This is a genomic window from Nocardia sp. NPDC055053, assembly GCF_053608285.1.
Genome location: NZ_JBSGVD010000006.1, coordinates 46,315 through 68,997, shown reverse-complemented (window position 1 = coordinate 68,997; position 22,683 = coordinate 46,315). Strand labels below are relative to the sequence as shown.

The following is a 22,683-nucleotide window of genomic DNA, read 5'->3' as shown; positions in this document are numbered from 1 at the left end:
TCGCGGCGTTTTGCTTGCACGAATCAGGTCATGCCCCGTGACCATTCCCACTGCAACCCTGGCGATGTTCTTAGTGCATCCCGCCGTACCACGTCGGATTTACATCGAACGATTGCGGGCACTGATCTCGGCGGCAGTCGAAATCGCCCAGACGACGGACTTCGACCGAGATGAAGTGGTTACGCTCGATCCATTGCCCGAATGGTTTCGAAAGACGCCAGATGTACCAAGCATCGAGGCGATGCTGGTAACGCCCCTGTCCGATATCGCCACGGGCAAGTCGGGCATCTTCCGCTCACAGAGCGGCGACTGGCCGGCAACCTGGGAGGGAACGTCATCAGCCTCGATCTCCACCCCGGTCTCGTCCTCCTAGAGGCACTGAATGGCGAAGCCCTGACTCCCGGGCAGGCGATCCGCTTATACCCAGGCAAGATCGCCATATACCCGACACAGCAATAGTCGAACTGCCCTTCTCCACCAAGCCGATTGCAGAACCGAAGGGCGTCATGGATGACAATGCTGTCCTCGAGGGTTCGGCGCCCCTGCGGCTCCAGAAGGCGCCGATCGATGCGCGGTGAGCACCCACCAGGGCGCCCCATCCCGATCTATTCCTGACCCAGGTGTGGGATTTTCCGCGGGTGTGGGAGCACCATTCGGCGGAATCTCGTCCTAGGGTCGAGACATGGCTGATGATGACGTGCAGTACCGCATCGAGCACGACACGATGGGTGAGGTTCGGGTTCCGGTGGACGCCCTGTGGCGGGCGCAGACGCAGCGGGCTGTGGAGAACTTTCCGATCAGTGGGCGGGGGTTGGAGCGGGCGCAGATTCGGGCGCTGGGGCTGCTGAAGGCTGCTTGTGCGCAGGTCAACAAGGATTTGGGGCTGCTGGATCCGGGGAAGGCTGACGCGATTGTCGCCGCTGCCGACGAGATCGCCGAGGGGCTGCACGATGATCAGTTCCCGATCGATGTGTTCCAGACCGGGTCGGGTACCAGTTCCAATATGAACGCCAACGAGGTGATCGCCTCGATCGCCGCGCGCAATGGCGTGACCGTGCATCCCAACGACGACGTGAACATGTCGCAGTCGTCCAACGACACCTTCCCCACCGCCACGCATCTGGCCGCCACCGAGGCCTTCATCACCGATCTCGTTCCCGCGCTGGAACATCTGCGGATCGCGCTGCTGGACAAGTCGGAGCAGTGGCGCACCGTGGTGAAGTCGGGGCGCACGCATCTGATGGACGCGGTGCCGGTGACGCTTGGTCAGGAGTTCGGCGGATACACCCGGCAGATCGAGGCGGGGATCGAGCGGGCGCTGGCCACCCTGCCGCGCCTGGGTGAGCTGCCGATCGGCGGCACCGCGGTCGGCACCGGACTCAACGCGCCCGCCGGGTTCGGGACCAAGGTCGTCGCGGAACTGGTGCGCAGCACCGGAATCGACGCGCTGCGCGAGGCACACGACCACTTCGAAGCCCAGGCCGCGCGCGACGGGCTGGTCGAGGCATCCGGTGCGCTGCGCACCATCGCGGTCAGCCTGACCAAGATCGCCAACGACATCCGCTGGATGGGTTCGGGCCCGCTGACCGGGCTCGGCGAACTGCAGCTGCCGGACTTGCAGCCGGGTAGCTCGATCATGCCGGGCAAGGTGAATCCCGTTCTGCCCGAGGCGGTCACGCAGGTTGCGGTGCAGGTGGTCGGCAACGACGCGGCGATCGCCTTCGGCGGGGCGAGCGGAGCCTTCGAGCTCAACGTCTACATTCCCGTCATGGCCCGCAACCTGCTCGAGTCGATCCGCCTGCTGGCCAACGTCTCCCGCCTCTTCGCCGACAAGTGCGTCGTCGGTCTGGTCGCCAACGAGGAGCACCTGCGCACCCTGGCCGAGTCCTCCCCCTCGATCGTCACTCCGCTGAACTCCGCCATCGGCTACGAAGAAGCCGCCGCCGTCGCCAAACAGGCGCTGCGCGAGAAGAAGACGATCCGCCAGACCGTGATCGACCGCGGCCTCACCCCGGACAAGCTCTCGGTCGAGGAGCTCGACAGCAAGCTCGACGTGCTGGCGATGGCCAACGTGGACCGCAAGCCCTGAAACGCCGAACGGCCGTCACCTCGGTGAGGTGACGGCCGTTCGCGCGAAAGATCAGGCCAGGTGGGCCAGTTCGGCGCGGGCCTTCTCGCCGGCTTCGGTGAAGTCGGTGCGGGTGAAGATGTTCCAGCGCTGCAGCAGCGGCTTGAAGACCAGTTCGGCTTCGTTCGCGGGGTCGTAGATGCCCGCCGCGGCCAGCGCCTCGTCGCTGGAACCGCCGCCGGGCAGGTCGACGTGCGGAACCCGGAAGGCGGCGACCTGGTCGGCGATGGCGCGCACGGCCTGGTCGGGGACCAGATCGAGGGCGGCGGCGACGAGGGTGGCGAAGAACTCGGCCTGCAGTTCGTCGTCGACGGCCAGCTTCTCGGCCATCGCGGTGACGACCAGGTTCTCACCGAGGGCGGCGGTGTTGCGGTGCCGGATCGCGGCGGCGAGCTCTTCGAAGGCACAGGTGGCCAGCACGTCGATGAGGTGCAGCGGAGGACGGTTGAAGCCCGCGGTCATGTGCGCCATGCGGGCCCGCTCGAGCGCGACCGGATCGACCGCGCGCGTCACCATCAGGTAGTTGCGGATCATGATCTCGTGGCGGTTCTCCTCGGCCGTCCACCGGCCGACCCAGCGCCACCACGGGCCGGTGCGCAGATGCTTGCCGAGCTCACGGTGGTAGGACGGCAGGTTGTCGGCGACCAGGACGCTCACCGTCAGCGCGAGCTTGGCTGTCGCGCTCAGCTCGGACTGGTCCGGGGCCCAGTCGGTGCCGCCGAGAAAAGCGAAGTTGCGGCCGTCCGCCCACGGCACCAACTCGTGCGGCTGCCAGCCCTCGGCCACCTCGATGTGCCGAGTCAGGTTGGTTTCCACCACGTCAGCGAGCGAATCCAGCAGCTCACGGTCGGTCAAAGTTTTCTGCACCCCGACAACCTAGCGGTTCGGCCGTCGGCGCGGGGCCTGAGGCGGCGTTCAGGTCCCCACGCCGGCCGGGCACACGAGTTACTTCTTGGTCACCGTGGTCTCGCCGTTGACCCAGACGATGGTGCCACCGGTGAAGTCGCTCTGCTTGCCACCGGTGATGTCCTTCTCGTCGCTGGTCGGGTAGCCGAGCGGACCGTTGGCGCCGCCCTCGTCCTCCCAGGCCTCGCGGATCTCGCCCCAGACGATGTGCGCGCCGCCGTCCTTGCTCCAGTAGATGGTGCCGCCCTCGAAGTCCTGGTACTCGCCGCCGTCGGGGCCCGCTTCCTGGGCCTCCTCCGGCATACCGAGCGGGCTGGTCGCCCCACCGACGGCGACGTACTTCTTGTACACCTCACCGGAGACGGTGATGTCACCGTTCGGAGTGGAGATGGTGGTCGACTCGCCCGCCGCCGTCGCGGTGGTGGTGGCCGCGCCGGGGGTGGTGGTTTCGTCGCTGTCGGGAGTTGTGGTCATCCCGCCGTAGCCGCCTTCGGCGGTGGTGGTCGCGCCAGGGCCGCCGATGACCGAGGTGACGGTGCCGACCTTGTCGTCGGCTGTGTCCTTGTCGTCGTCGCCGCAGCCCGCGGCGAGCAGCAATCCGGCGGCGGCGATGACCGCGGCGCCTCCAGCGGCAGTACGTCGAGCGAAGTGGTTCATATCCATCCTCTCGCGAGTGGCCCCCCGGGGGCACGCCCCCGGATGGAGCCTGGCCGACATCCGCAACGGCCCGGCGGAACATTTGTTCGCCGAGCCGTTGCTGGATTGGTGTCGCCGCGGATAATACCCACAGTTCGCCGTAATCAAACGGATTCAGGCCGTGACGCGGCCCGATTGCCGAGAGATCAGGCGTTCGGTCCGTACTCCTCGAGCATCTCGGTCACCAGCGCCGCGATCGGCGAGCGCTCGGAGCGGGTGAGCGTGATGTGCGCGAAAAGCGGGTGCCCCTTGAGCTTTTCGATCACCGCGGCGATGCCGTCGTGCCTGCCGACCCGCAGATTGTCGCGCTGGGCGACATCGTGGGTGAGCACAACGCGCGAGCCGGTGCCGAGGCGGCTCAGCACCGTCAGCAGCACATTGCGCTCGAGCGACTGGGCCTCGTCGACGATCACGAACGAATCGTGCAGCGAGCGCCCGCGGATGTGGGTCAGCGGCAGCACTTCGAGCATGTCGCGGCTGAGCACCTCCTCCATCACCTCGCGGCTGGCCAGCCCGTCGAGCGTGTCGAAGACGGCCTGAGCCCACGGGCCCATCTTCTCGCTCTCCGAACCGGGCAGGTAGCCCAGTTCCTGGCCGCCCACCGCGTACAGCGGCCGGAACACGACCACCTTGCGCTGGGTCCGCCGTTCCAGCACGGCCTCGAGTCCGGCGGTCAGCGCCAGCGCCGACTTACCGGTGCCGGCGCGGCCGCCCATCGACACGATGCCGATGCTCTCGTCGAGCAGCAGATCGAGTGCGATGCGCTGTTCGGCCGAGCGGCCGTGCAGGCCGAAGGCCTCCCGCTCCCTGACCAGCTGGACCCGCTTGTCGGCGGTGATCCGGCCCAGTGCGCTGGAGCTGCTGCCCAGCAGCCGGATCCCGGTATGGCATGGCAGTTCCCGCGCCTCGTCCAGGTCGATCACCGACTCGGAGTAGAGCTGGTCGATCTGGGAGCCCGCGACGTCGAGTTCGACCATCCCGCTCCAGCCGGAGGTCACCACGTCCTGCGCGTGGTACTCGTCGGCGGACAGGCCGACCGCGCTCGCCTTGACCCGCAGCGGGATGTCCTTGGACACCAGCACCACCTCCTCGCCCTCGGCCGAGAAGTTCAGCGCGCAGGCGAGAATGCGGGAATCGTTGGTCTCCGAACGGAATCCGGCGGGCAACACCGAGGGGTCGGTGTGGTTGAGCTCCACCTGCAGTGTGCCGCCGTCGGTGCCGATCGGCAGCGCCTGGTCGAGCCTGCCGTGGTTGACCCGCAGGTCGTCGAGCATCCGCAGGGCTTCCCTGGCGAACCAGCCGAGTTCGTGGTGGTGTCGCTTGGCCTCCAATTCACTGATCACGACCAGCGGTAGAACCACCTTGTGTTCGCCGAACCTGGTGACAGCCCAGGGATCCGAGAGCAGAACCGAGGTGTCGACGACGAAAGTCTTGCGACCGGAACGCGAGGGGCGGGCCCCCTTCTTCGAGGCCGAGGCCGTGTGCATCGCGGGGGCGGAAACGGAGCGTGCAGCAGTCACGGTGGGCTCCTTATGTGTTCGCACGGCACCCGCGCGAACGATCTCGCTGGACCGGTCCGTCCTGGTAGGCGGTGACGCGCTGGTCAACCGCCACGAGGGCCGGGTGCCGGCCCTCTCGCACTGAGTAGCTCAGTCACGGTCAGGACCTCCCGTACGAGCCACACCGACGCGGCCCGCATCACCGACGCTACCGCCCAACTGTCCGCCGCGCTGCCGGACAGCCGGACGTGTCCGTGAATTTGTCGTTAACCGGCGCCGACGCTTCGGATCTGCCCCAGGGGTGTCGCCGAGGGCTAGAGTCGAAGCATGTCCGAAGACGAGGATCTGGAGAAACTGTCGTCGAAGGAACTGCACGATCGTGCGGTGCGGACGGCTGTGCGACGCGGCGACGTGAAGTTCCTGTGGCGACTGCTCAAGTCCATCCCCGCCGCCCAGGCCGAGGCGGGCGACCTCGGCGAGAGCGAGGCCGACATCAAGTACGTGCTGCCGATGATCGATGACTACATGCACGCGGGCGACGGCAAACTGGCCGATGTCCTGCGGCCGACGTATCTGGACTACTTGAACAAGCACAAGTAGCCGGGGACGCTCAGCGACGCAGGATTGCCCGCGCCGCGCCGACGACGGCGCCGCGCGCCATGTTGCCCATGCTGAAGTGGTCGTCCCACAGCACGATCCGGCCCTCGCGCAGTTCGAAGGTGCCACTCACCCAGAACCCGATCCGGACCGGGCCGGCGCGCAGGTAGTCGGTGCGGTCGGTGAGCACGATGTCGCCGTTCTCGGCGATGTGGTGCATGTCCGCCGCGAATCCCAGCTGCGGCCGGTCAAGGCCGCGCAGCAACGCCGCGACCCGATCCTTGCCACGCACGGTCGGCAGGCCGGTGTTCTTCCAGACGATCGCCGGATCCAGCAGCTCGAGCGCCTCGTCGACGCTGCCGAGTTCTAGCGCGGCGAAGAATTCGCGCACGAGGGTGGCGGAGTTTTCCGGCAGTTCCGGCTGGTCGGTCATGATGCGAGCCTAGGACGTTCGCGCCCGGCAGACCAGACCCCGGCGCTACCGATTCGTCCGTTTCGCGATCAGCACGGCGAGGCCGTCGAGGATGCGGTCGATGCCGAAGTCGAACGCGGCGCCCGGCGCGGCCGAGGCGCTGACCGTCGCCGATTCCTCCGCGAAGGCCGCGCTGACCGCGGGGAACCGGTCGCCGGCGGCACTCATCATCGCGGTGAACTGCTCGGCGAACTGGATCGCCGAATCGCCGCCGCCGACCGATTCGACCTGCTGGGCCAGGCTGCGCGCGTGCCCGTTGAGCAGCACGATGGTGTCGAGCCGTTCGGGGCCGGTCAGCCCGGTGCCGTCGAGGGCGGTGAGCGCGGCCTCGGTCCAGCTCATCTCGTTCGGGCCGATCGGGCGGATGCCGAGGGCCAGTTCGATGATCCAGGGGTGGGCGCAGTAGCGCTCGAAGATCGCCTCGACCCAGTGCCGCAGACCGCCGCGCCAGCCGGCCTTCGCGGTGCCGGGCCGCGGCGGTTCGCCCATCGCGGCGTCGAGCATCAGCGCCGTCAGCTGTTCCTTGCCCGGCACGTACCGGTACAGCGACATCTTGGTGAAGCCGAGGCGCTCGGCCAGTCGCTGCATCGACAGCGCGGCCAGTCCTTCGGCGTCGACCAGCGCGATCGCCTCGGCGACGATCCCGTCCAGGGTGAGCGCGGGTTTGGGGCCGCGTTTGGGGCGCGTGGCGGTGCCCCACAGCAGCTCGACGGTGGTCGGCATCGGTCCCGCCTTTCCTGTTGACCTCAGAACTGTGTCTACCATACTCTTATTCGTGTCCACCAGATACAGATTCCATCAGACACAGATTTCTCCCGAGGAGCACACCATGCGCAACCACACCGTCCTCATCTCCGGCGCCGGCATCGCGGGGCCCGCGCTGGCCTACTGGCTACATCGCTACGGCTTCACCGTCACCGTCGTCGAGCGCGCTCCCGCGCTGCGCGCCGGCGGTCAGGCCGTCGACTTCAAGGGCCGGACGCACCTGACCGTGCTGGAACGGATGGGTGTCCTCGACGCGGTTCGCGCCCGCCGCACCGGCACCACCGACACGGTGTTCGTCGACGACGACGGGCGCGAGCTCGCCGTCATGTCCGGCGACTTCACCGGTGGCGACGTCGAGATCCTGCGCGGCGACCTCGCCGAGATCCTGTACGAGAAGACCTCGGCCGCCGTCGAATACGTCTTCGGCGACACGATCACCGCGCTCACCGAAACCGCCGACGGCGTGCGGGTGCGGTTCGGGCACGGACAGCCACGCACCTTCGACCTCGTGCTCGGTGCGGACGGAATCCATTCGCGGGTAAGAAAACTCGCGTTCGGGCCGGAGTCCGACTACGTGCATCACCTCGGCCACTACTACTGCGTGGCCGGTGCGAGCCCGTGGAGCGACCCCAGCACCCCGCGCGAACGGGTACGCGCTTTCGCCCACAACACCCCCGGCAAGCTCGCCGTCGACGGCGGCCCGAAGGCGCAGCAGATGTACCTGTTCGCCAGTCCCGCACTGGATTTCCCCCGCGACGACACCGCCGCCGCCCGCCGCGTCATCGAATCCACCTACGCCGACATGGGCTGGCAGGCCCCGCGCATGCTCGCCGACCTGGCCGGTTACGACGACATCTACCTGGACTCGCTCAGCCAGGTCAGGATGAACGGCGCCTACACCCGCGGGCGCGTGGCGCTGGTCGGCGACTCGGCCTACGGCAACACCCTCGCCGGTTTCGGCAGCGGGCTGGCCGTCGTCGGCGCCTATGTCCTCGCGGGCGAACTGGCCATCGCCGACGGCGACCACGTCACCGCGTTCGCCGCCTTCGACCGAATCATGAAGCACTACGCCAAGATCGCGGGCAACAGCAACGCGGGCCCGTTCCTCGCCCCGAAAACCGCGCTCGGAATCAGGGTCCGCAACTGGTTCCTCGGCTCACGCGGCTTCACGCTGATGATGAAGTACGGCGACAAGGCCGCCAACGACATCGACCTGATCGATTATCCGGCCCGCGTCGAACTCACCGACGCGTCCTGAGCCCCGCCCCGGCGTGCCTTGACTTGGAGTGCACTCCAAGTCCTATGGTCGCTCCCATGAGCATTCGTCTCGGTTATCAGATGCCCAATTTCAGCAACACGTCCTCGGTGCGCGAGCTGTTCCCCACGGTGATCGCGCAGGCCAGAGCGGCGGAGGCGGCCGGATTCGATGCCGCGTTCGTGATGGACCACTTCTATCAGCTACCCGGCATCGGCGGTCCGGACGAGCCGATGCTGGAGGCCTACACCGCGCTCGGCGCGCTGGCCACAGCGACCGAGCGAATCCAGTTGTCCGCCTTGGTCACCGGCAATACGTATCGCAATCCGGCGCTGCTCGCCAAAACCGTGAGCACGCTCGACGTGGTCAGCGGTGGGCGGGCCGTGCTCGGGATCGGCGCAGGCTGGTTCGAGCTCGAGCACCAGCAGTACGGCTTCGAGTTCGGCACCTTCACCGAGCGGTTCCAGCGGCTAGAGGAAGCCCTGCGGATCATCGCGCCGATGCTGCACGGACAGCGGCCGACCTTCGACGGCACGTGGTACCACACCGAGAACGCGCTGAACGAGCCGCGCATCCGCGACGACCTGCCGATCATGCTCGGCGGCGGTGGCGAGAAGAAGACCTTCGCGCTGGCGGCCCGCTTCGCCGACCACCTCAACATCATCAGCAACGCCTCGCTGCTGCCCCAGAAGGTCGCGGCCCTGCACCAGCGCTGCGCCGAGGCCGACCGCGACCCGGCGACCCTCGAAACCAGCTTCCTCGCCTTCGTTATCGCCGACGAGGACGGCGACCGCGCCCGAAAACTGCAGAGCGACATGCTCGCCCGCTTCGGCATCGACCTGTCCGCCCTGTCCCCCGAGGAGATCCGCAACTCCCCCGCCGACCGCCAGTTCGTCGGCACCCCGGACGAGGTCGCCGAGCAGATCCAGGAACGCGTCCTCGACCACGGCATCGACGGCGTCATCGTCAACATGATCGCCAACGGCCACGAGCCGGGCGTCATCGAGGCCGCTGCCCGCGCGCTCAAGCCCCTGGTCGGCTGACCACTTCTTTTCTCGTTCCGAGCAATAGCCCGCCCCGCGGTGCCGACAGCGGCGCCGCGGGGCGGCTATGTTGGCGGTCCGGAAGACGCGTTCGGCGCTCCGTGTCGTGCACGGCATCCGAGGGAACCGAAACGGCGGTTCGTGCGTCCAACAGAACAGAACGAGAAAAGAGGAGGGTAGATGACCGGAATTCTCCAGGTCGACATCGATGTCCTCGGCAAAACCGTCCAATTGCTGCGCGGAACGGAGCAGGTGCTCACCGACGCCATGAACGCGCTGTCCAAGGACGGGAATTCCGACATCGGTACCGCCAAGCTGAACGACGCCGCCGACAACTTCCAGAGCAAGTGGAAGTACGGCATCGAACGAATCTGCGAGTCCACGACCGTCACCGCCGACGGAATCGCGCAGTGCCACACCGCCTACCAGCAACTCGACGCCGCGGTCGCGCAGGCACTCGCCCAGGCGGGCGCACAAACCGATCCGCAGGCGGTCACCCCGAAGTGACCGACAACCCCTACCCGAATCTCGGTTTCAATCCCACCCCGGGCGACGCCGCCGAAGTCGCCACCCTCAGCACGAAGGTCAAGACCGCGGCCGACGCCGTCACCGAGACCAACGCGCTGCTCACCAGCATTCGCAACAGCAACGACGAGGTATGGAAAGGTGAGGCGGGCAATGCCTTCCGCGCCGGCTTCGATGCCACGCTAGCCCAGGACCTCGGTCTCGCCCAATCCTCGCTGCAGCAGGCCAACACCGCGATCGCCGCGTGGCATACCGATCTCGTGGCCTTCCAGGACACCGCGAAAGGTCTGGAGGCCGAAGCCGCCACCGCCAGGGCCAACCACGCCCAAGCGGTCACCGCGCTCCAGCAGGCCAAGGCCGATCCCGACCTCGGCCTGGCCAACAAGACGTTCTCCGACGCGTCCGAGCTGGCCGACGCCCAGGCCCGGCTCAACGCCGCCAACGCCAAGGTGACCTCGGCGTCGACCGCGGTCGACAACTGCCAGGGCGCGATCGACGCGATCATCGCCCGCGCGAAAGATCTCGAGATCGCGCACAACGCCAAAGCCACCACCACGGCGACCGAGCTGGAGGCCGCCGCGAACTTCGCGCCCAGTGAACCGGACAAGAGCTGGTGGGACAGTCTCACCGATTGGATCGATGAGAACCGCGACGCGATTCACGAGGTGCTGTCCACCACGTCCGCGATCGCCGGCATCCTGGCCCTGGTGACCCCACCACCGATCAGCGCGATCGCGTTGGGCATCTCGTTGGCCGCGGGCGCGGGGGCGCTGGCCCTGACCGCCACCAACGACGAATTGCGCGACGACCTGGTCAACGGCAGCTGGACCGAGAAGCTCGGCGCCGCCGCGACCGTCGGTGGTGACCTGCTGAGCGTGGTGCCCGGTGCCTCGGGGGTGTTTAAAGCGGGCAAGGTGTTCGCCATGGGCAACGGCGCCGACGATCTCGGCCGGTTCGGAATGATGGCGCAGACCTGGGGTGAAGCGGCGAACGATCCGGGTCTCGTCGCCCGGGTCTTCACCGACAAGAACGTATTCGGTGTCTCCGACCAGCTCGCCTCCTCCGGCGCGACCACCGGTGTGCATTCGCTGCTGCAGCTCACCGGGGCCGAGGGTAAGCACTTCATGCAGGAGAGCCCGGCCACCGCGCTGGCGGTTCTGCAGCGGATGACCGGTGCCTCGTACAAGACGATCGACCTGTCACAGGGAGTGGGAGATTGACAGCGCACACCACCCCTGCCGGGTCGACCACCTCGCTGTCGGTCGTCCTGCCGCGCGGCTATCACGAACTGCCGCTGGCCACGATTCACGAAGCGGTCGAGTCGGCCGAGAGCATCGTCGAGTTCCTGCCCGCCGAGGTCGCCGGGGATTTTCCCGAAGTGGCATCGGCCATCGCCGACCTGCTCACCGTCCTGCGCACCAATAACGCCTGTTACTGCGCGATCGGTCAGCACGCCTCCGCGGACGGCACACCGGTGACCTCGTGGCTGACCATCTCGCTGCTGGATCGCGGACGCACCCAGAACCCCCGGGTGACCATCGCCGAGCTGGCCGAGGAGAAGGCGACCGACGGCCGCGGCGCACACATCGAGCCGGTCGAACTCGGTGGGCGCACCGTCTTGTTCATCGAATCGACGACAACCTATGCCGTCGTCGACGATTCATCGCAGGCGGAGCCGCCGGGCCGGGCCGTCCATCAGATCGAGGCGATCGTCGTCGCCGACGACGGCGCCCGTATCGCCGTCGCCGTGCTGTCGACCGCCGATGTGGCGTATGGGTCCGATTTCGGGGCGATGATGGTGCTGCTGGCCGGCTCGATCGCCTTCGACACCGTTGTCCATCCACAATTCACGCTCGCGCTGTGACCGGAACGGACGGCCGAGCGGCGCGCGCGTTGAGCACGCCACGAACCTGCTGGACGCTCATCTGGACCACCCTGCGCGCGCTGGTCGTGCTCGGGCTCGGCGTGGGGTGCGCGGTGGCGTTCTTCTACTTCGTCGACGTAGCGCAGACGGAGTCGGGGCGGACGGCGGAGAACGCCGATCGGATGGCGCTCCTGTGTTTCTTCGCTGTCCTGCCGATCACCGTGACGGGAATCGTCATGAGCTGGACGGCGATTCGGCGGCTGCGGGCAGGAGGCCGACGGTGGCAGGTCGTGACCGTGCAGCGTTTCCGCGGCGGGGTGCGGGAGTGGGTGCAGTTGGTCGATCACCACGACCAGCTGATCGGCACATTGAAGTTGCGCCGGTGGATCTCGGCCTCGGGATATCGCGACGGCACGGAGATGTGGTTCGCGGGTGATCCGCGCAAGGCGGGGCTGGTCGCGCTGCCCGGTGGCGCGCGGACCCTGTTCGCCTATCGGGCACCGTGGTATCCGGCACCGCGATTCGGGCGGACGTTGTTCGCCGGCGACGGCGATCCCGGTGGGCCGCCGCCGCGCGCCGAACGACCTCGGTACGAACCGAAGCCGCCGCCAACCCCGTTGCGTGGTGGGAAGGACGACGAGTCGTTCCCGTCGCCCCGCATGCTCCGTCGCACGCTCGCCTACATTCTCGACGTCACCGCGCACGTCGCGATCGGCGTTGGGATCGGTGTGCTGGCGAATCCGGCGAGCAGGCAAACGGTGGAGCAGCAGGACTGGGGGAACCTGCGGATCAACTGGGCGATGGTGGTCGGCTTCTTCCTGCTCGCCTCGTTCGTCGATCGGGTGCTGATCCAAGCGGTCACCCACACCACCCTGGGCAAGGCCGTGTTCGGGCTCGTCGTCATCGACCGCGACACCGGCGGCTATCCCCGCCTGCGCAGGCTCCTCGCGGTGTGGCTGGTCGGCGTGATCATGCCGGTGCTCGTGCTCGGCAACAGCACCGTTCCGGAACGCCCCGAGCGCTACCTGCTCCCCGCCGTACGGCGCGGCGACATCAACAATCGCGCGACCGGGTCCTGACAACAACAAAACGCCCTCGGTGGCCGGAAGTCCGGTTACCGAGGGCGTTTCGAAACTTATTCGGCTCAGCCGAGCAGGCGCCAGTCCTCGAGGCCCTGGTAAAGCGGGACACTCTGAGCCAGCTTGGACACCCGCGCCCGCAGCGATTCGGTGTCCGAGGTGCCCGCGAGGGTAGCGGCGATGATCTCGGCGACCTCGCTGAACTCGGTATCACCGAAACCACGAGTAGCCAACGCAGCAGTACCGATCCGCAGACCCGAAGTCACCATCGGCGGACGCGGGTCGAACGGGACCGCGTTGCGGTTGACGGTGATACCGACCTCATGCAGGAGGTCTTCGGCCTGCTGACCGTCGAGTTCGGAGTTACGCAGGTCGACCAGGACCAGGTGCACGTCGGTGCCGCCGGTCAGGACCGAAACACCCTTGTCCTTGACGTCGGCACCGGTCAAACGTTCGGCCAGGATCCGGGCGCCCGACAGCGTCCGCTGCTGACGGTCGGCGAACTCCTCGGTCGCGGCGATCTTGAACGCGGCGGCCTTGGCGGCGATCACGTGCATGAGCGGGCCGCCCTGCTGGCCCGGGAACACCGCCGAGTTCAGCTTCTTGGCGAATTCCTGCTTGGCCAGGATCAGACCCGAACGCGGGCCACCGAGGGTCTTGTGCACGGTGGAGGACACGACATCGGCATAGGGCACCGGCGACGGATGCAGACCGGCGGCGACCAGACCGGCGAAATGGGCCATGTCGACCCACAGGTAAGCACCGACCTCGTCGGCGATCTCACGGAACCGCGCGAAGTCCTGATGACGCGGATACGCCGACCAACCGGCCACGATCACCTTCGGCTTGGCCTTGACCGCGATGTCACGGACCTCGTCCATGTCGATGCGGTGATCTTCCTTGGACACACCATAGGAGTGCACGTCATAAAGCTTGCCCGAGAAATTCAGGCGCATACCGTGGGTGAGGTGACCACCGTGGGCCAGGTCCAGGCCGAGCAGGGTTTCGCCCGGGTTCATCAACGCCATCAGCACCGCGGCGTTGGCTTGGGCGCCGGAGTGGGGTTGGACGTTGGCGAACTCGGCACCGAAGAGTTCCTTGGCGCGGTCACGGGCCAGGGTTTCCACCACGTCGACGGCTTCGCAGCCACCGTAGTAGCGGCGGCCCGGGTAGCCCTCGGCGTATTTGTTGGTGAGCACGGAACCCTGCGCTTGCAGGACCGCGCGCGGCACGAAGTTCTCCGAAGCGATCATCTCGAGGGTGTCGCGTTCGCGGGCGAGCTCGCCCGCCATCGCGGCGGCCAACTCGGGATCGAGCTCACCGAGAGACTGGGTATTCACCGAAGCGGTCGTCTGCGTCACGACCTTCAGTCTATGGGCCGCGCGCGGACGCCCGAGCACGGGGATAGCGCAACACGGACGCGGCCGCCACCGGGGAGACGCAGCTCACAGCTGTTCCACCCGGCGGCGGCGCCGTCATCCAGCGGTCACACCGGCATCCGCCGGATCGCGCCCGGGGTGAGCGGCTCGTCGAGCAGGCGACCGAACCGCTCGACCCGATCCTGCGCGTCGACGGCATTGTCGAGCCAGCCGCCGAGCAGTCGATAGCCCTCCACGTAGGTGCTGATGTAGGCCCGCCACAGCGGCGAGGACAGGAACCGCAGCGACTGGCGCGCCCGCTCCGGCGTGGCCAGGCTCCACCGCTGCAGGAACGCCGCCACTTCGTCGTCGCCGCGATGCTGATCGTGCAGCAGCAGTGCCGCGTCCTGCCGCACGCTCAGCAGTTTCGCCGACGCGGTCGAGAAGCGTTCGGCCCGCTCACCGTCGAAACGCAGGCCGAGGTCGGCGTAGATCTCCTGCGCCCACGCACCCCAGCCGGGCCCGATGATGGACTGCAAGGCCAGGTCGGCCAGGCCTTCGGCCATCAGGCACTGCGGGGTGTTGACCAGGAACAGCGTCTGCTCGTCCTCGCCCGCGGCGACCAGCCCGGCCTCCTTGCGGCAGTGCTCGGTGTGATGTCCGGGGTAGGCCTCGTGCGCGATCAGCGCGGGCAGTTGCGCCATGTGCTGCTTGAGGTCGGAGTTGATCGCGACCGTGGAGCGGAAATTGCCCAGGTAGTAATTGAATCCGGACCACGGCTTGTCACCGACCACCTCGTAGGTGACGGTCTCGTGGTCGGGCAGCGGATAGCGATCGCGGACCCGCTCGCGCAGCGCGCTGGAGAACGCCTCGACGCACACCGCGAGCCGCTCCGGCGGGATCTCGTCGCCGCGCCGGTACGCGGCCGCGCGCTCGGCCAGCGGACCGTCGCCGCCGAGCACCTCGTCCATCAGGCGGTGGGCTTCGCGGTAGTCGTCGGGGTCGCCGGGGGTGATGTCGACGTCGAAATAGGCGCGGACCTCGTCGACGAACCCGATCTCCTCACCGGCGAACTTGCGGGCGGAGCACTCCATCGCCACCAGATGGGCGTCGAGGAATTCGGTGCGCCGCGCCGACAGGCCCGCGTCGGCCAGGCCGGCACGCAGCTCGACGGCCCGCTTCACCAGCTCGGCCGGATCGGGGACCGGTGCGTTCTCGACGTCGCGACGCAACTGCGGGTCGCCGGTGTAGGCGTCGACGAAGCCTTCTTCGAGCCGGTCGAAAGCCAGTCCGAGCCGCAGGTATTCAGTGACAAGTGGATGTGACCCCATAGTGCCCGACCTTACGGGGTGAATCGGAAAAGCGGGCCCTACCTCGGGGTTGTCGCTCGTTACCGGCCAGTAGCCAAACCCCCCGTTGCGCGTGGGCGACCGAGACGGAGCACAATCGCGGCATGCGGTCAGAGTTATCCCGGATCTCACTGGACGGGCAGCCCAGCTGTGCGTGTACGCCTGGACGGAGCGTCGGGTAGGTGGCACGGATGAGCGAGCCGAGCCCGTATGTGGAGTTCGACCGGAAGCAGTGGCGGACCCTGCGCAAGTCGACTCCGCTGGTCCTGACCGAGGAGGAACTGACCGGCCTGCGTGGTCTCGGCGAGCAGATCGATCTCGAGGAGGTCGCCGAGGTCTATCTGCCGCTCGCCCGTCTGATCCATCTCCAGGTGGCCGCGCGCCAGCGGCTGTTCGCCGCCACCGCGACCTTCCTCGGCGAGAAGCATCCGGACAAGCAGGTGCCGTTCGTGATCGGCGTCGCAGGCAGTGTCGCGGTCGGCAAGTCGACGACCGCGCGCGTGCTGCAGGCGCTGCTGGCCCGCTGGGACCACCATCCGCGGGTCGATCTGGTGACCACCGACGGATTCCTCTATCCCACCGCCGAACTCACCCGCCGCGGCATCATGCACCGCAAGGGTTTCCCGGAGAGCTACGACCGCCGCAAGCTGCTGCGCTTCGTCACCGAGGTGAAGTCGGGCGCCGAAGAGGCGTGCGCGCCGGTGTATTCGCACGTCTCCTACGACATCGTGCCCGATGAGGCGCACTGCGTGCGTCAGCCCGACATCCTCATCGTCGAGGGCCTGAACGTGCTGCAGACCGGACCGCGGCTGATGGTCTCGGACCTGTTCGACTTCTCCATCTATGTCGACGCCAGGATCGAGGACATCGAGAACTGGTACGTGCAGCGCTTTCTCGCGCTGCGCAAGACCGGCTTCGCCCACCCCGACGCGCACTTCCACCACTACGCCGGGTTCAGCGACGAGCAGGCCACCGCGGCCGCGCGCGACATCTGGAATTCGACGAACCGGCCCAATCTGGTGGAGAACATCCTGCCGACCCGCCCGCGCGCAACGCTGGTGCTGCGCAAGGACTCCGATCACACGATCAACCGGTTGCGGCTGCGCAAGCTCTGATCAGTGCGGTGTGCGCACTTCGAGCACGTTGTGCAACACCGGTTTACCGTCGACGTACAGGTCGCCGGCGAGGTCGCCGAACGGCGAGGCCCGGCCGGTGTTACGCAGTTCGAGCGCGATCGGTGCGGTGATGACGCGCAGTGCCGGGTCGGCGCCGACCTGCGTCCAGCCGTCGCGGTAGCGCCACACCGTCGACGAGACGAGCGTCTGCGGTTCGGCGCGGTCCCAGACCAGCCTGGTCAGCACGATATCCGTACCGTCGCTACGGATATCGGCGATCGAGCTGCACGACGGGAACGGCGGTCCGGCGGAATCGACCGTCCCGGCGACGAGATCGAGGCGGTGCACCGACGCGGTGCCGCAGGCGACATTGTCACGGCTGTAGCCCGCGACGGCGACCGAACGCCCGTCGGGTGCGATCACCACCTGACGGAACACGGTATTCACCTCCGGGATCCGGCCGAACTGTTGCACCGCACCGGAATTCAGGTCGACGACGTAGAGGTGGTTGATGCCCCAGCTCGCGCCGGGGAACGTTTCGATCCGTGTGAGCACGGCCCGATTCCGGTCCAGCGCGATCAACTCGGTGCCGGTCAGCGTGGCGCCTTTGCCCACTGAATCACGCGGCGCGGGCAGCGAAATCGAGCGCAGCACAACAGGGTCGGGAGTGCGCAGGTCGGCCTGCATGATCGCGCCGTCACGCCACCAGCCGATCACCGCGTCGTACAGCGGGAACACCCGGGTGCAGCGGCAGTCGACGCGGCCCGAGGACACCAGCAGTTCCGCGGTCTCCATCGACGACACCACGCCGTCGGTGTCGATCGCGTAGGCGAGCGAATTGTCCTGGCTGAAACCGATTTCCCAGTAGTCGCCGACGCGGTCGCCGCGCATACCGGTCGCGTCGGCAACGCCCATCCCGATCGTCGTGCGCACCGCGAACATCTGGTTCGACAACGGCGCCGCCGTCACGATCTGCGGACCCTGCGGCAGCGCGGTACCGCAGCCCGCCCCGAGTAGCCCGACCGCCGCCGCGACGACCATCCGTATCCCACTGCTTCGCATCACTACCTCCGGCGCTCCCCCATCAGCGCCGCCCCTGCGCGGCACCGATCGACCGGGAACCTTCCCGGCGCCGAGGTATACGGAGCGCGCGCCGTATCGGTTCGATCGCCGATCTATCCATTCGTGGCCGCGGGCGCACCGAGGGAAACGACCTGCTGGGCGAGCTCGGTTCGCGCGCCGCCCTTCTCCACGACCAGTACCCCGTGCGGGGTGTCGCGCATGTCGGTCGGGTCACCGGCGACCACCTGGACGACGGACTCCTGTGCGCGCGGCAACATGTCGACCACCGGGTTCTCGCCGACCGGCGCCCAGCCCTGCGCCGCCGATTGCAGCCGGTCGACCGCGCTGGGCGCGCCCGCCAGGTCGGCCCATCTCCGGGTGGCCACGGTGATCGTGGCGTCACCGCCCCAGCGCGGGCTGTAGGCCGCCGAGCACTCACCCGGCAGCGCGGGCAGTTCCTGGACGGCATTGGTGGTGGCGTCGATGGTCGCGACGTGGCCGGTGCCGCACGTGGCGCTGCGGGCGGTCGCGCCGGCGAGGACGAAGGTGTGGCCGTCTGGTCCGGCGGCCGCCGAGAGGTGGGCGTCGATGCCGGGCACGCGGCCCAGCGGCAGGATGGCGTCGGCGCCGATCGCGTAGAGGTGGTTCTTCTCCCACCACAGTCCGCGCGACTCGACCCTCGCCAGCAGCAGGTAGTCGTCGGTGGCCGCGACCAGCCTGGCGCCGTCCCAGCTGCCGCCCGAGAGCGGGCTCGGCGAATCCGGCAGCACCACATCCTGTTCGGGCGCGGCGGGTGCGGTGCCCGACAGATCCAGGGTCATGATCTGGCCCGGTTCCCGCCACCAGGCCAGCACCGCGCCACGCACGGCCACCGCGTCGGTGCAGTCACACTCGGTCCGCGATATCGAACCGTCGCGCACGCTCAACGCCACCAGCGTCTTCGAACTCGTCTCCACCGAGAACGCGAACTGCCCGTCTCTGGTGAAACCGACCGCGGCCGAGGAGTACCCGAAACTACCGGGCGCGCGCACCGTCCCCGCGCCACGCACGACCACCAGTTCATCGGCGGTGCGGTACGCGAACACCGAACCCGCGGCATCCTGCTGTTCGGTCGGTGTGACCCGCGGCTGCGCCGTCTTGTCGGCACCGCACCCCGCGAGCAGCGCGACGACACTCGACACCACCCCGATCGCCGCGATCCGGCTCGGTCCTGGCTTCCTCGCAACTCCCACAGCACACCCCTGCACGTGTCGTCGGGCTTTGTCTCGCGCAGCAGCCTAATCGACGCTGTCGGCGCAGCCGCCCGAAGACGTGCGCATGGCCGGAGCGAATGCGCAGGTACGCCTAGCCCGCACATCGCCGGGGACAGGGCGACTCTCCTACAACTTCCACGCCGCGTCGAGCAGGTGCACGGTGCCGTCGACCTGGAACCGGGACCGGTCGACCGCGAGATCCACGACCAGATCGACATGCAACGGGATCGTGATCCGTGGCTGCCCCAGCTCGACCTGCGCCGTCACCTTGGCGAGGCGACCCGGCCCGACCCCGATCGGACCGAAATCGAAAGCCGCGCCGGTGAGTTCACCGAATGCCTCGGGGATCCGCTGTTCGGGGTCCGCTGCCCGCAGAGTACGCGACCCCGCTGACATCAAACGCCGAAACGGCGGTGCCGCGCGGCGTAATCCCGTAGTGCGCGCAAGAAGTCGACCCGCCGGAACTCCGGCCAGTACGCCTCGGTGAACCAGATCTCCGAATAGGCGCTCTGCCACAACAGGAAACCCGAAAGCCGCTGCTCACCAGAGGTTCTGATGACCAGATCCGGGTCGGGCTGACCCGAAGTGTAAAGGTGCTGGCCGATCGCGTCGACGGTGATCGACTGCACCAGATCCTCGCCCGACTCACCCGCGGCGATCTCCTGACGCACCAGCGAACGCACCGCGTCGGTGATCTCCTGACGCCCGCCATAACCCACCGCGACATTCACATGCACGCCGTCACGCCCGCTCGTACGCTCCGCGGCGACCCGCAGCCGCTTCGCGATCAGCTCCGGGAAACCCGCCAGCGAGCCGACGATCCGCACGCTCCAGTTCTGCTCCGGCGCCGACAGTTCCTCCACCACATCGGTGATGACCTCGAACAGCGTCTCCAGCTCTTCCGGATCGCGGCGCAGATTCTCCGTCGACAACAGATAGACGGTGACCATCTCGATGCCCTCGTCGGCACACCAGCCGACCAGCTCGGCGATCTTCAGCGCGCCGACCCGATGACCGTGGCTGACATCGGTGAAACCGTTCTCGCGCGCCCAGCGGCGATTGCCGTCGCACATCACGGCAACATGGCGAGGATGCTGCTTGTCGGCCAGCTGCTTGGACAGTCTGGCTTCGTAGATGCGGTACGGCAGACCACGCACCCGCCCGAGAAACTCCACCCCAGCACCCTACGCCTGGACCGCCTCTCCGAGACTTCGGCCGGTCTTTGGGAGGAAACCCGTCATGCATCGGGCATGCGGTGAGGGGCGGGGTAGGTGGGAGGTGGTTGGGGAGTTACCCATGTGCTTGCGAGATCAGTGGGCTGGCTGTTGGGTGATCGGTGGTGTGGTTGTTGGCACGTTTGTGGTGGTGGGGGGTGGTGCTGACGTAGCGTTGGCGGTAACTTACGGTACCGTAGGTTTTCGGCATGGGAGGTTTCGTGGAGGCTGTTGCCGTGGGGGTCGGGGAGCCGGGGATTTTGGGGAAGCCGCGGTTTCGGGGGTGGATTCATACGTGGGCGGTGGGGGTTGCCGCTGTCGCGGTGGCGGTGCTTGTCGTGTTCGGGTTTCGGGATTCGGCTACTGCCGGGTGGTCGACGCTGGTCTATGGGGTGGCGGTGTGCGCGCTGTTCGGGATCAGTGCGGTGTATCACCGGGTGACCTGGCAGAGCGTGCGGGCCAGGGTGCGGATGAAGCGGGCGGATCATTCGATGATCTTTCTGTTCATCGCGGGGAGTTATACGCCGTTCGCGTTGCTCGGGCTGCCTGGCTCGACGGGGCGGGTGCTGCTCATCGTGGTGTGGGTGGGGGCGCTGGCCGGGGTGGCGTTGAAGATGCTGTGGCCGACCGCGCCACGGTGGGTGGGGGTCCCGCTGTATCTGCTGCTCGGCTGGGCGATCGTGCCGGTCGCGCCGGAACTGCTGCACAACGTGGGAGTGCTGCCACTGGTGCTGCTCGCCATCGGCGGCGTGATCTACAGCGCGGGGGCGATCCTCTATGCGACGAAATGGCCGAATCCCTGGCCCGAGCACTTCGGACATCACGAGTTCTTCCACGCGGCGACGGTGGTCGCGGCGGTGTTCCACTACATCGCGATCTGGCTGGTGCTGCTCGGTTGACCGGCGCGTGCGCGCGATCGGCGCGACCCGGCCTTCTATGCTCGATATTCGTGTCACCCGTCAGCGCAGCTCGTGATACCCGGGTGTTTCGGCGCTCCGGGTTCTGGCGTGCGCGATGAATCGACTGGTCCGCTGGGCGCTGCGCAGCTACTGGGGGCTGGGACTGGTGGTCATCACCGCCAACCTGGTCGGTCTCGGCGCCATCTTCCTCATCGCCTGGGCGGACGGCGTGTTCAGCCGGGTCGGGCCGAACTGGCGGGAAGCGGCGTCGCTGCTGGCCATCTATCCGGCGTTCGCCGTCGGCATCGGCATCGCGCTGGCCGTCTACGACCGGCGCCGATACCTGCGCTGGCTCGATGACGGACGCAAACCGACACCGGAGGAAGCGCGCCGCCTGATCGCGCTGCCCGCCGCGATCACTGTGCGCGCGATCGTGCTGTGGATACCCGGCATCGCGTTGACGGTCTGGCTGGTCGACCGGTTCACCGACTACGACAACGACGCGGTGGTGATCGCCGGATTCGCGCTCGGTGCGCTGGAATCGGCGGGCGCGACCTACCTGATCCTCGACCGCCTGATCCGTCCCGCCGTCCCGATCATCGCGGCCGTACTCGGGCCCACCGTGCATCCGAGTTCCACCGTGCTCGTGCGCGTGCTCGTCACCTGGGCGGTGTCGAGCGCGCTGCCGGGGCTGATCATCATCGTCGTGCTCAGCGACCCGGCCACCCCGGCCGAGGACCGGGTGCGGGCCGCCTGGATCTTCACCCTCGTCGCCCTCGCCGTCGGCGCGCTCGCCACCGCGCTGCTCGCGCGTTCGGTCGCCACCCCGATGCGCACGATGTACCTGGCGCTGGACCGGATCACCCGCGGCGAACTCGACGTGCGGGTGCCCGTCGGCAGCGCCAGCGAGATCGGGCGGCTCGAACACTCCGTCAACGAGCTGGCCGCGACACTGCAGGACCAGCTGCACACCGAGGACGTGTTCGGCAGGCATGTCGGCTCGACGGTCGCCGAACGCGCGCTGTCGGGCAGCACCGATCTCACCGGTGACGTGCGGATCGTGTCGGCGCTGTTCGTCGACGTGACCGGGTCGGTCCAGTTGTCGGCCGAGATGGCGCCGGAACAGTTCGTGCACAAGCTCAACCGGCTACTCGCGACCGTGGTCGCCGCCACCGAGGACAACGGCGGCCTGGTCAACAAGTTCGCGGGCGACGCCGCGCTGTGCATCTTCGGCGCACCCTCGGCCCTGCACGACAACGCAACCCCCGCCCTGCGCGCCGCCCGCCGCATCCGCGACGAAGTGGTCGCCACCGGCGAACTCGACGTCGGCATCGGCGTGGCCCGCGGTCAGGTCTTCGCCGGCGACGTCGGCGCCGACACCCGCCTCGAATTCACCGTCATCGGCGACGCGGTGAACGAGGCGGCCCGCCTCACCGCCATGGCCAAGGAAGCGCCCCAGCGAATCCTGGTCAGCGATCCGGTGCTGCAAGCCGCCACACCCCACGAGCGCGCGCACTGGAAGCGATACAAGGACCTCCGGCTACGCGGCATCCCCGGGCGCACCCGAACCTGGACCGATGTCCCGCCTGGGCGGTGAGCCTGCT

23 protein-coding genes are annotated in these 22,683 nt (G+C 67.9%); 12 read left to right on the top strand and 11 right to left on the bottom strand.

The window, feature by feature from the left end; genetic code table 11:
* Nucleotides 1-37 precede the first annotated feature (37 nt).
* Together ACWF82_RS08340 and ACWF82_RS08335 are read left to right on the top strand one after the other, a co-directional pair.
* Nucleotides 38-373 (top strand): hypothetical protein, encoded by a 336-nt coding sequence (locus ACWF82_RS08340; RefSeq protein WP_452499279.1) that lies wholly within the window; start codon nt 38-40, stop codon nt 371-373.
* Nucleotides 374-682: 309 nt separating this feature from the next.
* Nucleotides 683-2,089, top strand: coding sequence for a class II fumarate hydratase (locus ACWF82_RS08335; protein ID WP_452499277.1), 1,407 nt, complete (start codon nt 683-685; stop codon nt 2,087-2,089).
* Nucleotides 2,090-2,140: 51 nt separating this feature from the next.
* Here the strand turns inward: ACWF82_RS08335 and ACWF82_RS08330 are convergent, their stop codons facing one another.
* From ACWF82_RS08330 to ACWF82_RS08320, 3 genes are all read right to left on the bottom strand, one after another.
* Nucleotides 2,141-2,995, bottom strand: coding sequence for an acyl-ACP desaturase (locus ACWF82_RS08330; RefSeq protein ID WP_452499275.1), 855 nt, complete (start codon nt 2,993-2,995; stop codon nt 2,141-2,143).
* Between the two features lie 78 nt (nt 2,996-3,073).
* On the bottom strand, nt 3,074-3,691 hold the full coding sequence (locus ACWF82_RS08325; protein ID WP_452499274.1) for an LGFP repeat-containing protein: 618 nt from the start codon (nt 3,689-3,691) through the stop codon (nt 3,074-3,076).
* Between the two features lie 185 nt (nt 3,692-3,876).
* The gene (locus tag ACWF82_RS08320) at nt 3,877-5,250 is read right to left on the bottom strand and encodes a PhoH family protein (protein WP_452499272.1); all 1,374 of its coding nucleotides are present in this window, start codon (nt 5,248-5,250) and stop codon (nt 3,877-3,879) included.
* A 306-nt stretch (nt 5,251-5,556) separates the two neighbouring features.
* Here ACWF82_RS08320 and ACWF82_RS08315 point away from each other — a divergent pair, with 306 nt between their 5' ends.
* Nucleotides 5,557-5,829, top strand: a complete 273-nt coding sequence (locus ACWF82_RS08315; RefSeq protein ID WP_379310800.1) for a hypothetical protein — start codon at nt 5,557-5,559, stop codon at nt 5,827-5,829.
* Nucleotides 5,830-5,839: 10 nt separating this feature from the next.
* On the opposite strand, the gene ACWF82_RS08310 is transcribed toward ACWF82_RS08315, so the two are convergent.
* Nucleotides 5,840-6,259 (bottom strand): limonene-1,2-epoxide hydrolase family protein, encoded by a 420-nt coding sequence (locus ACWF82_RS08310; RefSeq protein WP_189026202.1) that lies wholly within the window; start codon nt 6,257-6,259, stop codon nt 5,840-5,842.
* 45 nt (nt 6,260-6,304) lie between these two features.
* Entirely contained in the window at nt 6,305-7,021 is a 717-nt protein-coding gene (locus tag ACWF82_RS08305) for a TetR/AcrR family transcriptional regulator (protein ID WP_452499270.1), read from the bottom strand.
* A gap of 106 nt (nt 7,022-7,127) precedes the next feature.
* On the opposite strand from ACWF82_RS08305, the gene ACWF82_RS08300 reads away from it, so the two are divergent.
* From ACWF82_RS08300 to ACWF82_RS08275, 6 genes are all read left to right on the top strand, one after another.
* The gene (locus ACWF82_RS08300; RefSeq protein WP_452499269.1) at nt 7,128-8,321 is read left to right on the top strand and encodes an FAD-dependent monooxygenase; all 1,194 of its coding nucleotides are present in this window, start codon (nt 7,128-7,130) and stop codon (nt 8,319-8,321) included.
* Between the two features lie 56 nt (nt 8,322-8,377).
* Nucleotides 8,378-9,361, top strand: a complete 984-nt coding sequence (locus tag ACWF82_RS08295; protein ID WP_452499267.1) for an LLM class F420-dependent oxidoreductase — start codon at nt 8,378-8,380, stop codon at nt 9,359-9,361.
* A 180-nt stretch (nt 9,362-9,541) separates the two neighbouring features.
* Nucleotides 9,542-9,868: a hypothetical protein gene (locus ACWF82_RS08290; RefSeq protein ID WP_452499265.1), complete on the top strand. Its 327-nt coding sequence runs from the start codon at nt 9,542-9,544 to the stop codon at nt 9,866-9,868.
* Entirely contained in the window at nt 9,865-11,106 is a 1,242-nt protein-coding gene (locus ACWF82_RS08285) for a hypothetical protein (protein ID WP_452499264.1), read from the top strand. Before ACWF82_RS08290 ends, ACWF82_RS08285 begins: the two co-directional genes overlap by 4 nt.
* Complete coding sequence (locus ACWF82_RS08280) at nt 11,103-11,750, top strand: hypothetical protein (RefSeq protein ID WP_452499262.1); 648 nt, start codon at nt 11,103-11,105, stop codon at nt 11,748-11,750. The genes ACWF82_RS08285 and ACWF82_RS08280 overlap by 4 nt, the downstream gene beginning before the upstream one ends.
* Nucleotides 11,747-12,829 carry an RDD family protein gene (locus tag ACWF82_RS08275; RefSeq protein ID WP_452499260.1) on the top strand — a complete coding sequence of 361 codons (1,083 nt, stop codon included), beginning with the start codon at nt 11,747-11,749 and terminating at the stop codon, nt 12,827-12,829. The genes ACWF82_RS08280 and ACWF82_RS08275 overlap by 4 nt, the downstream gene beginning before the upstream one ends.
* 65 nt (nt 12,830-12,894) lie before the next feature.
* Here ACWF82_RS08275 and glyA read toward each other — a convergent pair whose 3' ends face one another.
* Together glyA and ACWF82_RS08265 are read right to left on the bottom strand one after the other, a co-directional pair.
* Entirely contained in the window at nt 12,895-14,190 is a 1,296-nt protein-coding gene (gene glyA / locus ACWF82_RS08270) for a serine hydroxymethyltransferase (RefSeq protein ID WP_452499258.1), read from the bottom strand.
* Nucleotides 14,191-14,315: 125 nt separating this feature from the next.
* Nucleotides 14,316-15,518 carry a DUF885 domain-containing protein gene (locus ACWF82_RS08265; RefSeq protein ID WP_452499256.1) on the bottom strand — a complete coding sequence of 401 codons (1,203 nt, stop codon included), beginning with the start codon at nt 15,516-15,518 and terminating at the stop codon, nt 14,316-14,318.
* Nucleotides 15,519-15,718: 200 nt separating this feature from the next.
* Here ACWF82_RS08265 and coaA point away from each other — a divergent pair, with 200 nt between their 5' ends.
* A complete protein-coding gene (coaA, locus tag ACWF82_RS08260) occupies nt 15,719-16,651 on the top strand; it encodes a type I pantothenate kinase (RefSeq protein ID WP_452499254.1) in 933 nt (310 codons plus the stop codon).
* Here coaA and ACWF82_RS08255 read toward each other — a convergent pair whose 3' ends face one another.
* The 4 genes from ACWF82_RS08255 to ACWF82_RS08240 all read right to left on the bottom strand — a co-directional run bounded on the left by ACWF82_RS08255 (nt 16,652) and on the right by ACWF82_RS08240 (nt 20,141).
* Entirely contained in the window at nt 16,652-17,713 is a 1,062-nt protein-coding gene (locus ACWF82_RS08255; protein WP_452499252.1) for a hypothetical protein, read from the bottom strand.
* 113 nt (nt 17,714-17,826) lie between these two features.
* On the bottom strand, nt 17,827-18,945 hold the full coding sequence (locus tag ACWF82_RS08250; RefSeq protein ID WP_452499250.1) for a hypothetical protein: 1,119 nt from the start codon (nt 18,943-18,945) through the stop codon (nt 17,827-17,829).
* A 147-nt stretch (nt 18,946-19,092) separates the two neighbouring features.
* On the bottom strand, nt 19,093-19,362 hold the full coding sequence (locus ACWF82_RS08245) for a hypothetical protein (protein WP_452499248.1): 270 nt from the start codon (nt 19,360-19,362) through the stop codon (nt 19,093-19,095).
* Complete coding sequence (locus tag ACWF82_RS08240) at nt 19,362-20,141, bottom strand: isoprenyl transferase (protein ID WP_189026173.1); 780 nt, start codon at nt 20,139-20,141, stop codon at nt 19,362-19,364. Before ACWF82_RS08240 ends, ACWF82_RS08245 begins: the two co-directional genes overlap by 1 nt.
* Before the next feature lie 248 nt (nt 20,142-20,389).
* Here ACWF82_RS08240 and trhA point away from each other — a divergent pair, with 248 nt between their 5' ends.
* Nucleotides 20,390-21,079, top strand: coding sequence for a PAQR family membrane homeostasis protein TrhA (trhA, locus tag ACWF82_RS08235; protein WP_452499246.1), 690 nt, complete (start codon nt 20,390-20,392; stop codon nt 21,077-21,079).
* Nucleotides 21,080-21,194: 115 nt separating this feature from the next.
* Nucleotides 21,195-22,676: an adenylate/guanylate cyclase domain-containing protein gene (locus tag ACWF82_RS08230; protein WP_452499244.1), complete on the top strand. Its 1,482-nt coding sequence runs from the start codon at nt 21,195-21,197 to the stop codon at nt 22,674-22,676.
* Nucleotides 22,677-22,683 lie beyond the last annotated feature (7 nt).

Excerpts from the sequence above, each read along its gene's own strand:
- ACWF82_RS08300 (WP_452499269.1), top strand. The coding sequence starts at position 7,128 with ATGCGCAACCACACCGTCCTCATCTCCGGCGCCGGCATCGCGGGGCCC.
- ACWF82_RS08310 (WP_189026202.1), bottom strand. The coding sequence starts at position 6,259 with ATGACCGACCAGCCGGAACTGCCGGAAAACTCCGCCACCCTCGTGCGC.
- ACWF82_RS08315 (WP_379310800.1), top strand. The coding sequence starts at position 5,557 with ATGTCCGAAGACGAGGATCTGGAGAAACTGTCGTCGAAGGAACTGCAC.
- ACWF82_RS08295 (WP_452499267.1), top strand. The coding sequence starts at position 8,378 with ATGAGCATTCGTCTCGGTTATCAGATGCCCAATTTCAGCAACACGTCC.
- ACWF82_RS08245 (WP_452499248.1), bottom strand. The coding sequence starts at position 19,362 with ATGTCAGCGGGGTCGCGTACTCTGCGGGCAGCGGACCCCGAACAGCGG.
- ACWF82_RS08335 (WP_452499277.1), top strand. The coding sequence starts at position 683 with ATGGCTGATGATGACGTGCAGTACCGCATCGAGCACGACACGATGGGT.
- ACWF82_RS08290 (WP_452499265.1), top strand. The coding sequence starts at position 9,542 with ATGACCGGAATTCTCCAGGTCGACATCGATGTCCTCGGCAAAACCGTC.
- trhA (WP_452499246.1), top strand. The coding sequence starts at position 20,390 with ATGGGAGGTTTCGTGGAGGCTGTTGCCGTGGGGGTCGGGGAGCCGGGG.
- ACWF82_RS08255 (WP_452499252.1), bottom strand. The coding sequence starts at position 17,713 with ATGCGAAGCAGTGGGATACGGATGGTCGTCGCGGCGGCGGTCGGGCTA.
- ACWF82_RS08325 (WP_452499274.1), bottom strand. The coding sequence starts at position 3,691 with ATGAACCACTTCGCTCGACGTACTGCCGCTGGAGGCGCCGCGGTCATC.
- ACWF82_RS08305 (WP_452499270.1), bottom strand. The coding sequence starts at position 7,021 with ATGCCGACCACCGTCGAGCTGCTGTGGGGCACCGCCACGCGCCCCAAA.
- ACWF82_RS08265 (WP_452499256.1), bottom strand. The coding sequence starts at position 15,518 with ATGGGGTCACATCCACTTGTCACTGAATACCTGCGGCTCGGACTGGCT.
- ACWF82_RS08230 (WP_452499244.1), top strand. The coding sequence starts at position 21,195 with ATGAATCGACTGGTCCGCTGGGCGCTGCGCAGCTACTGGGGGCTGGGA.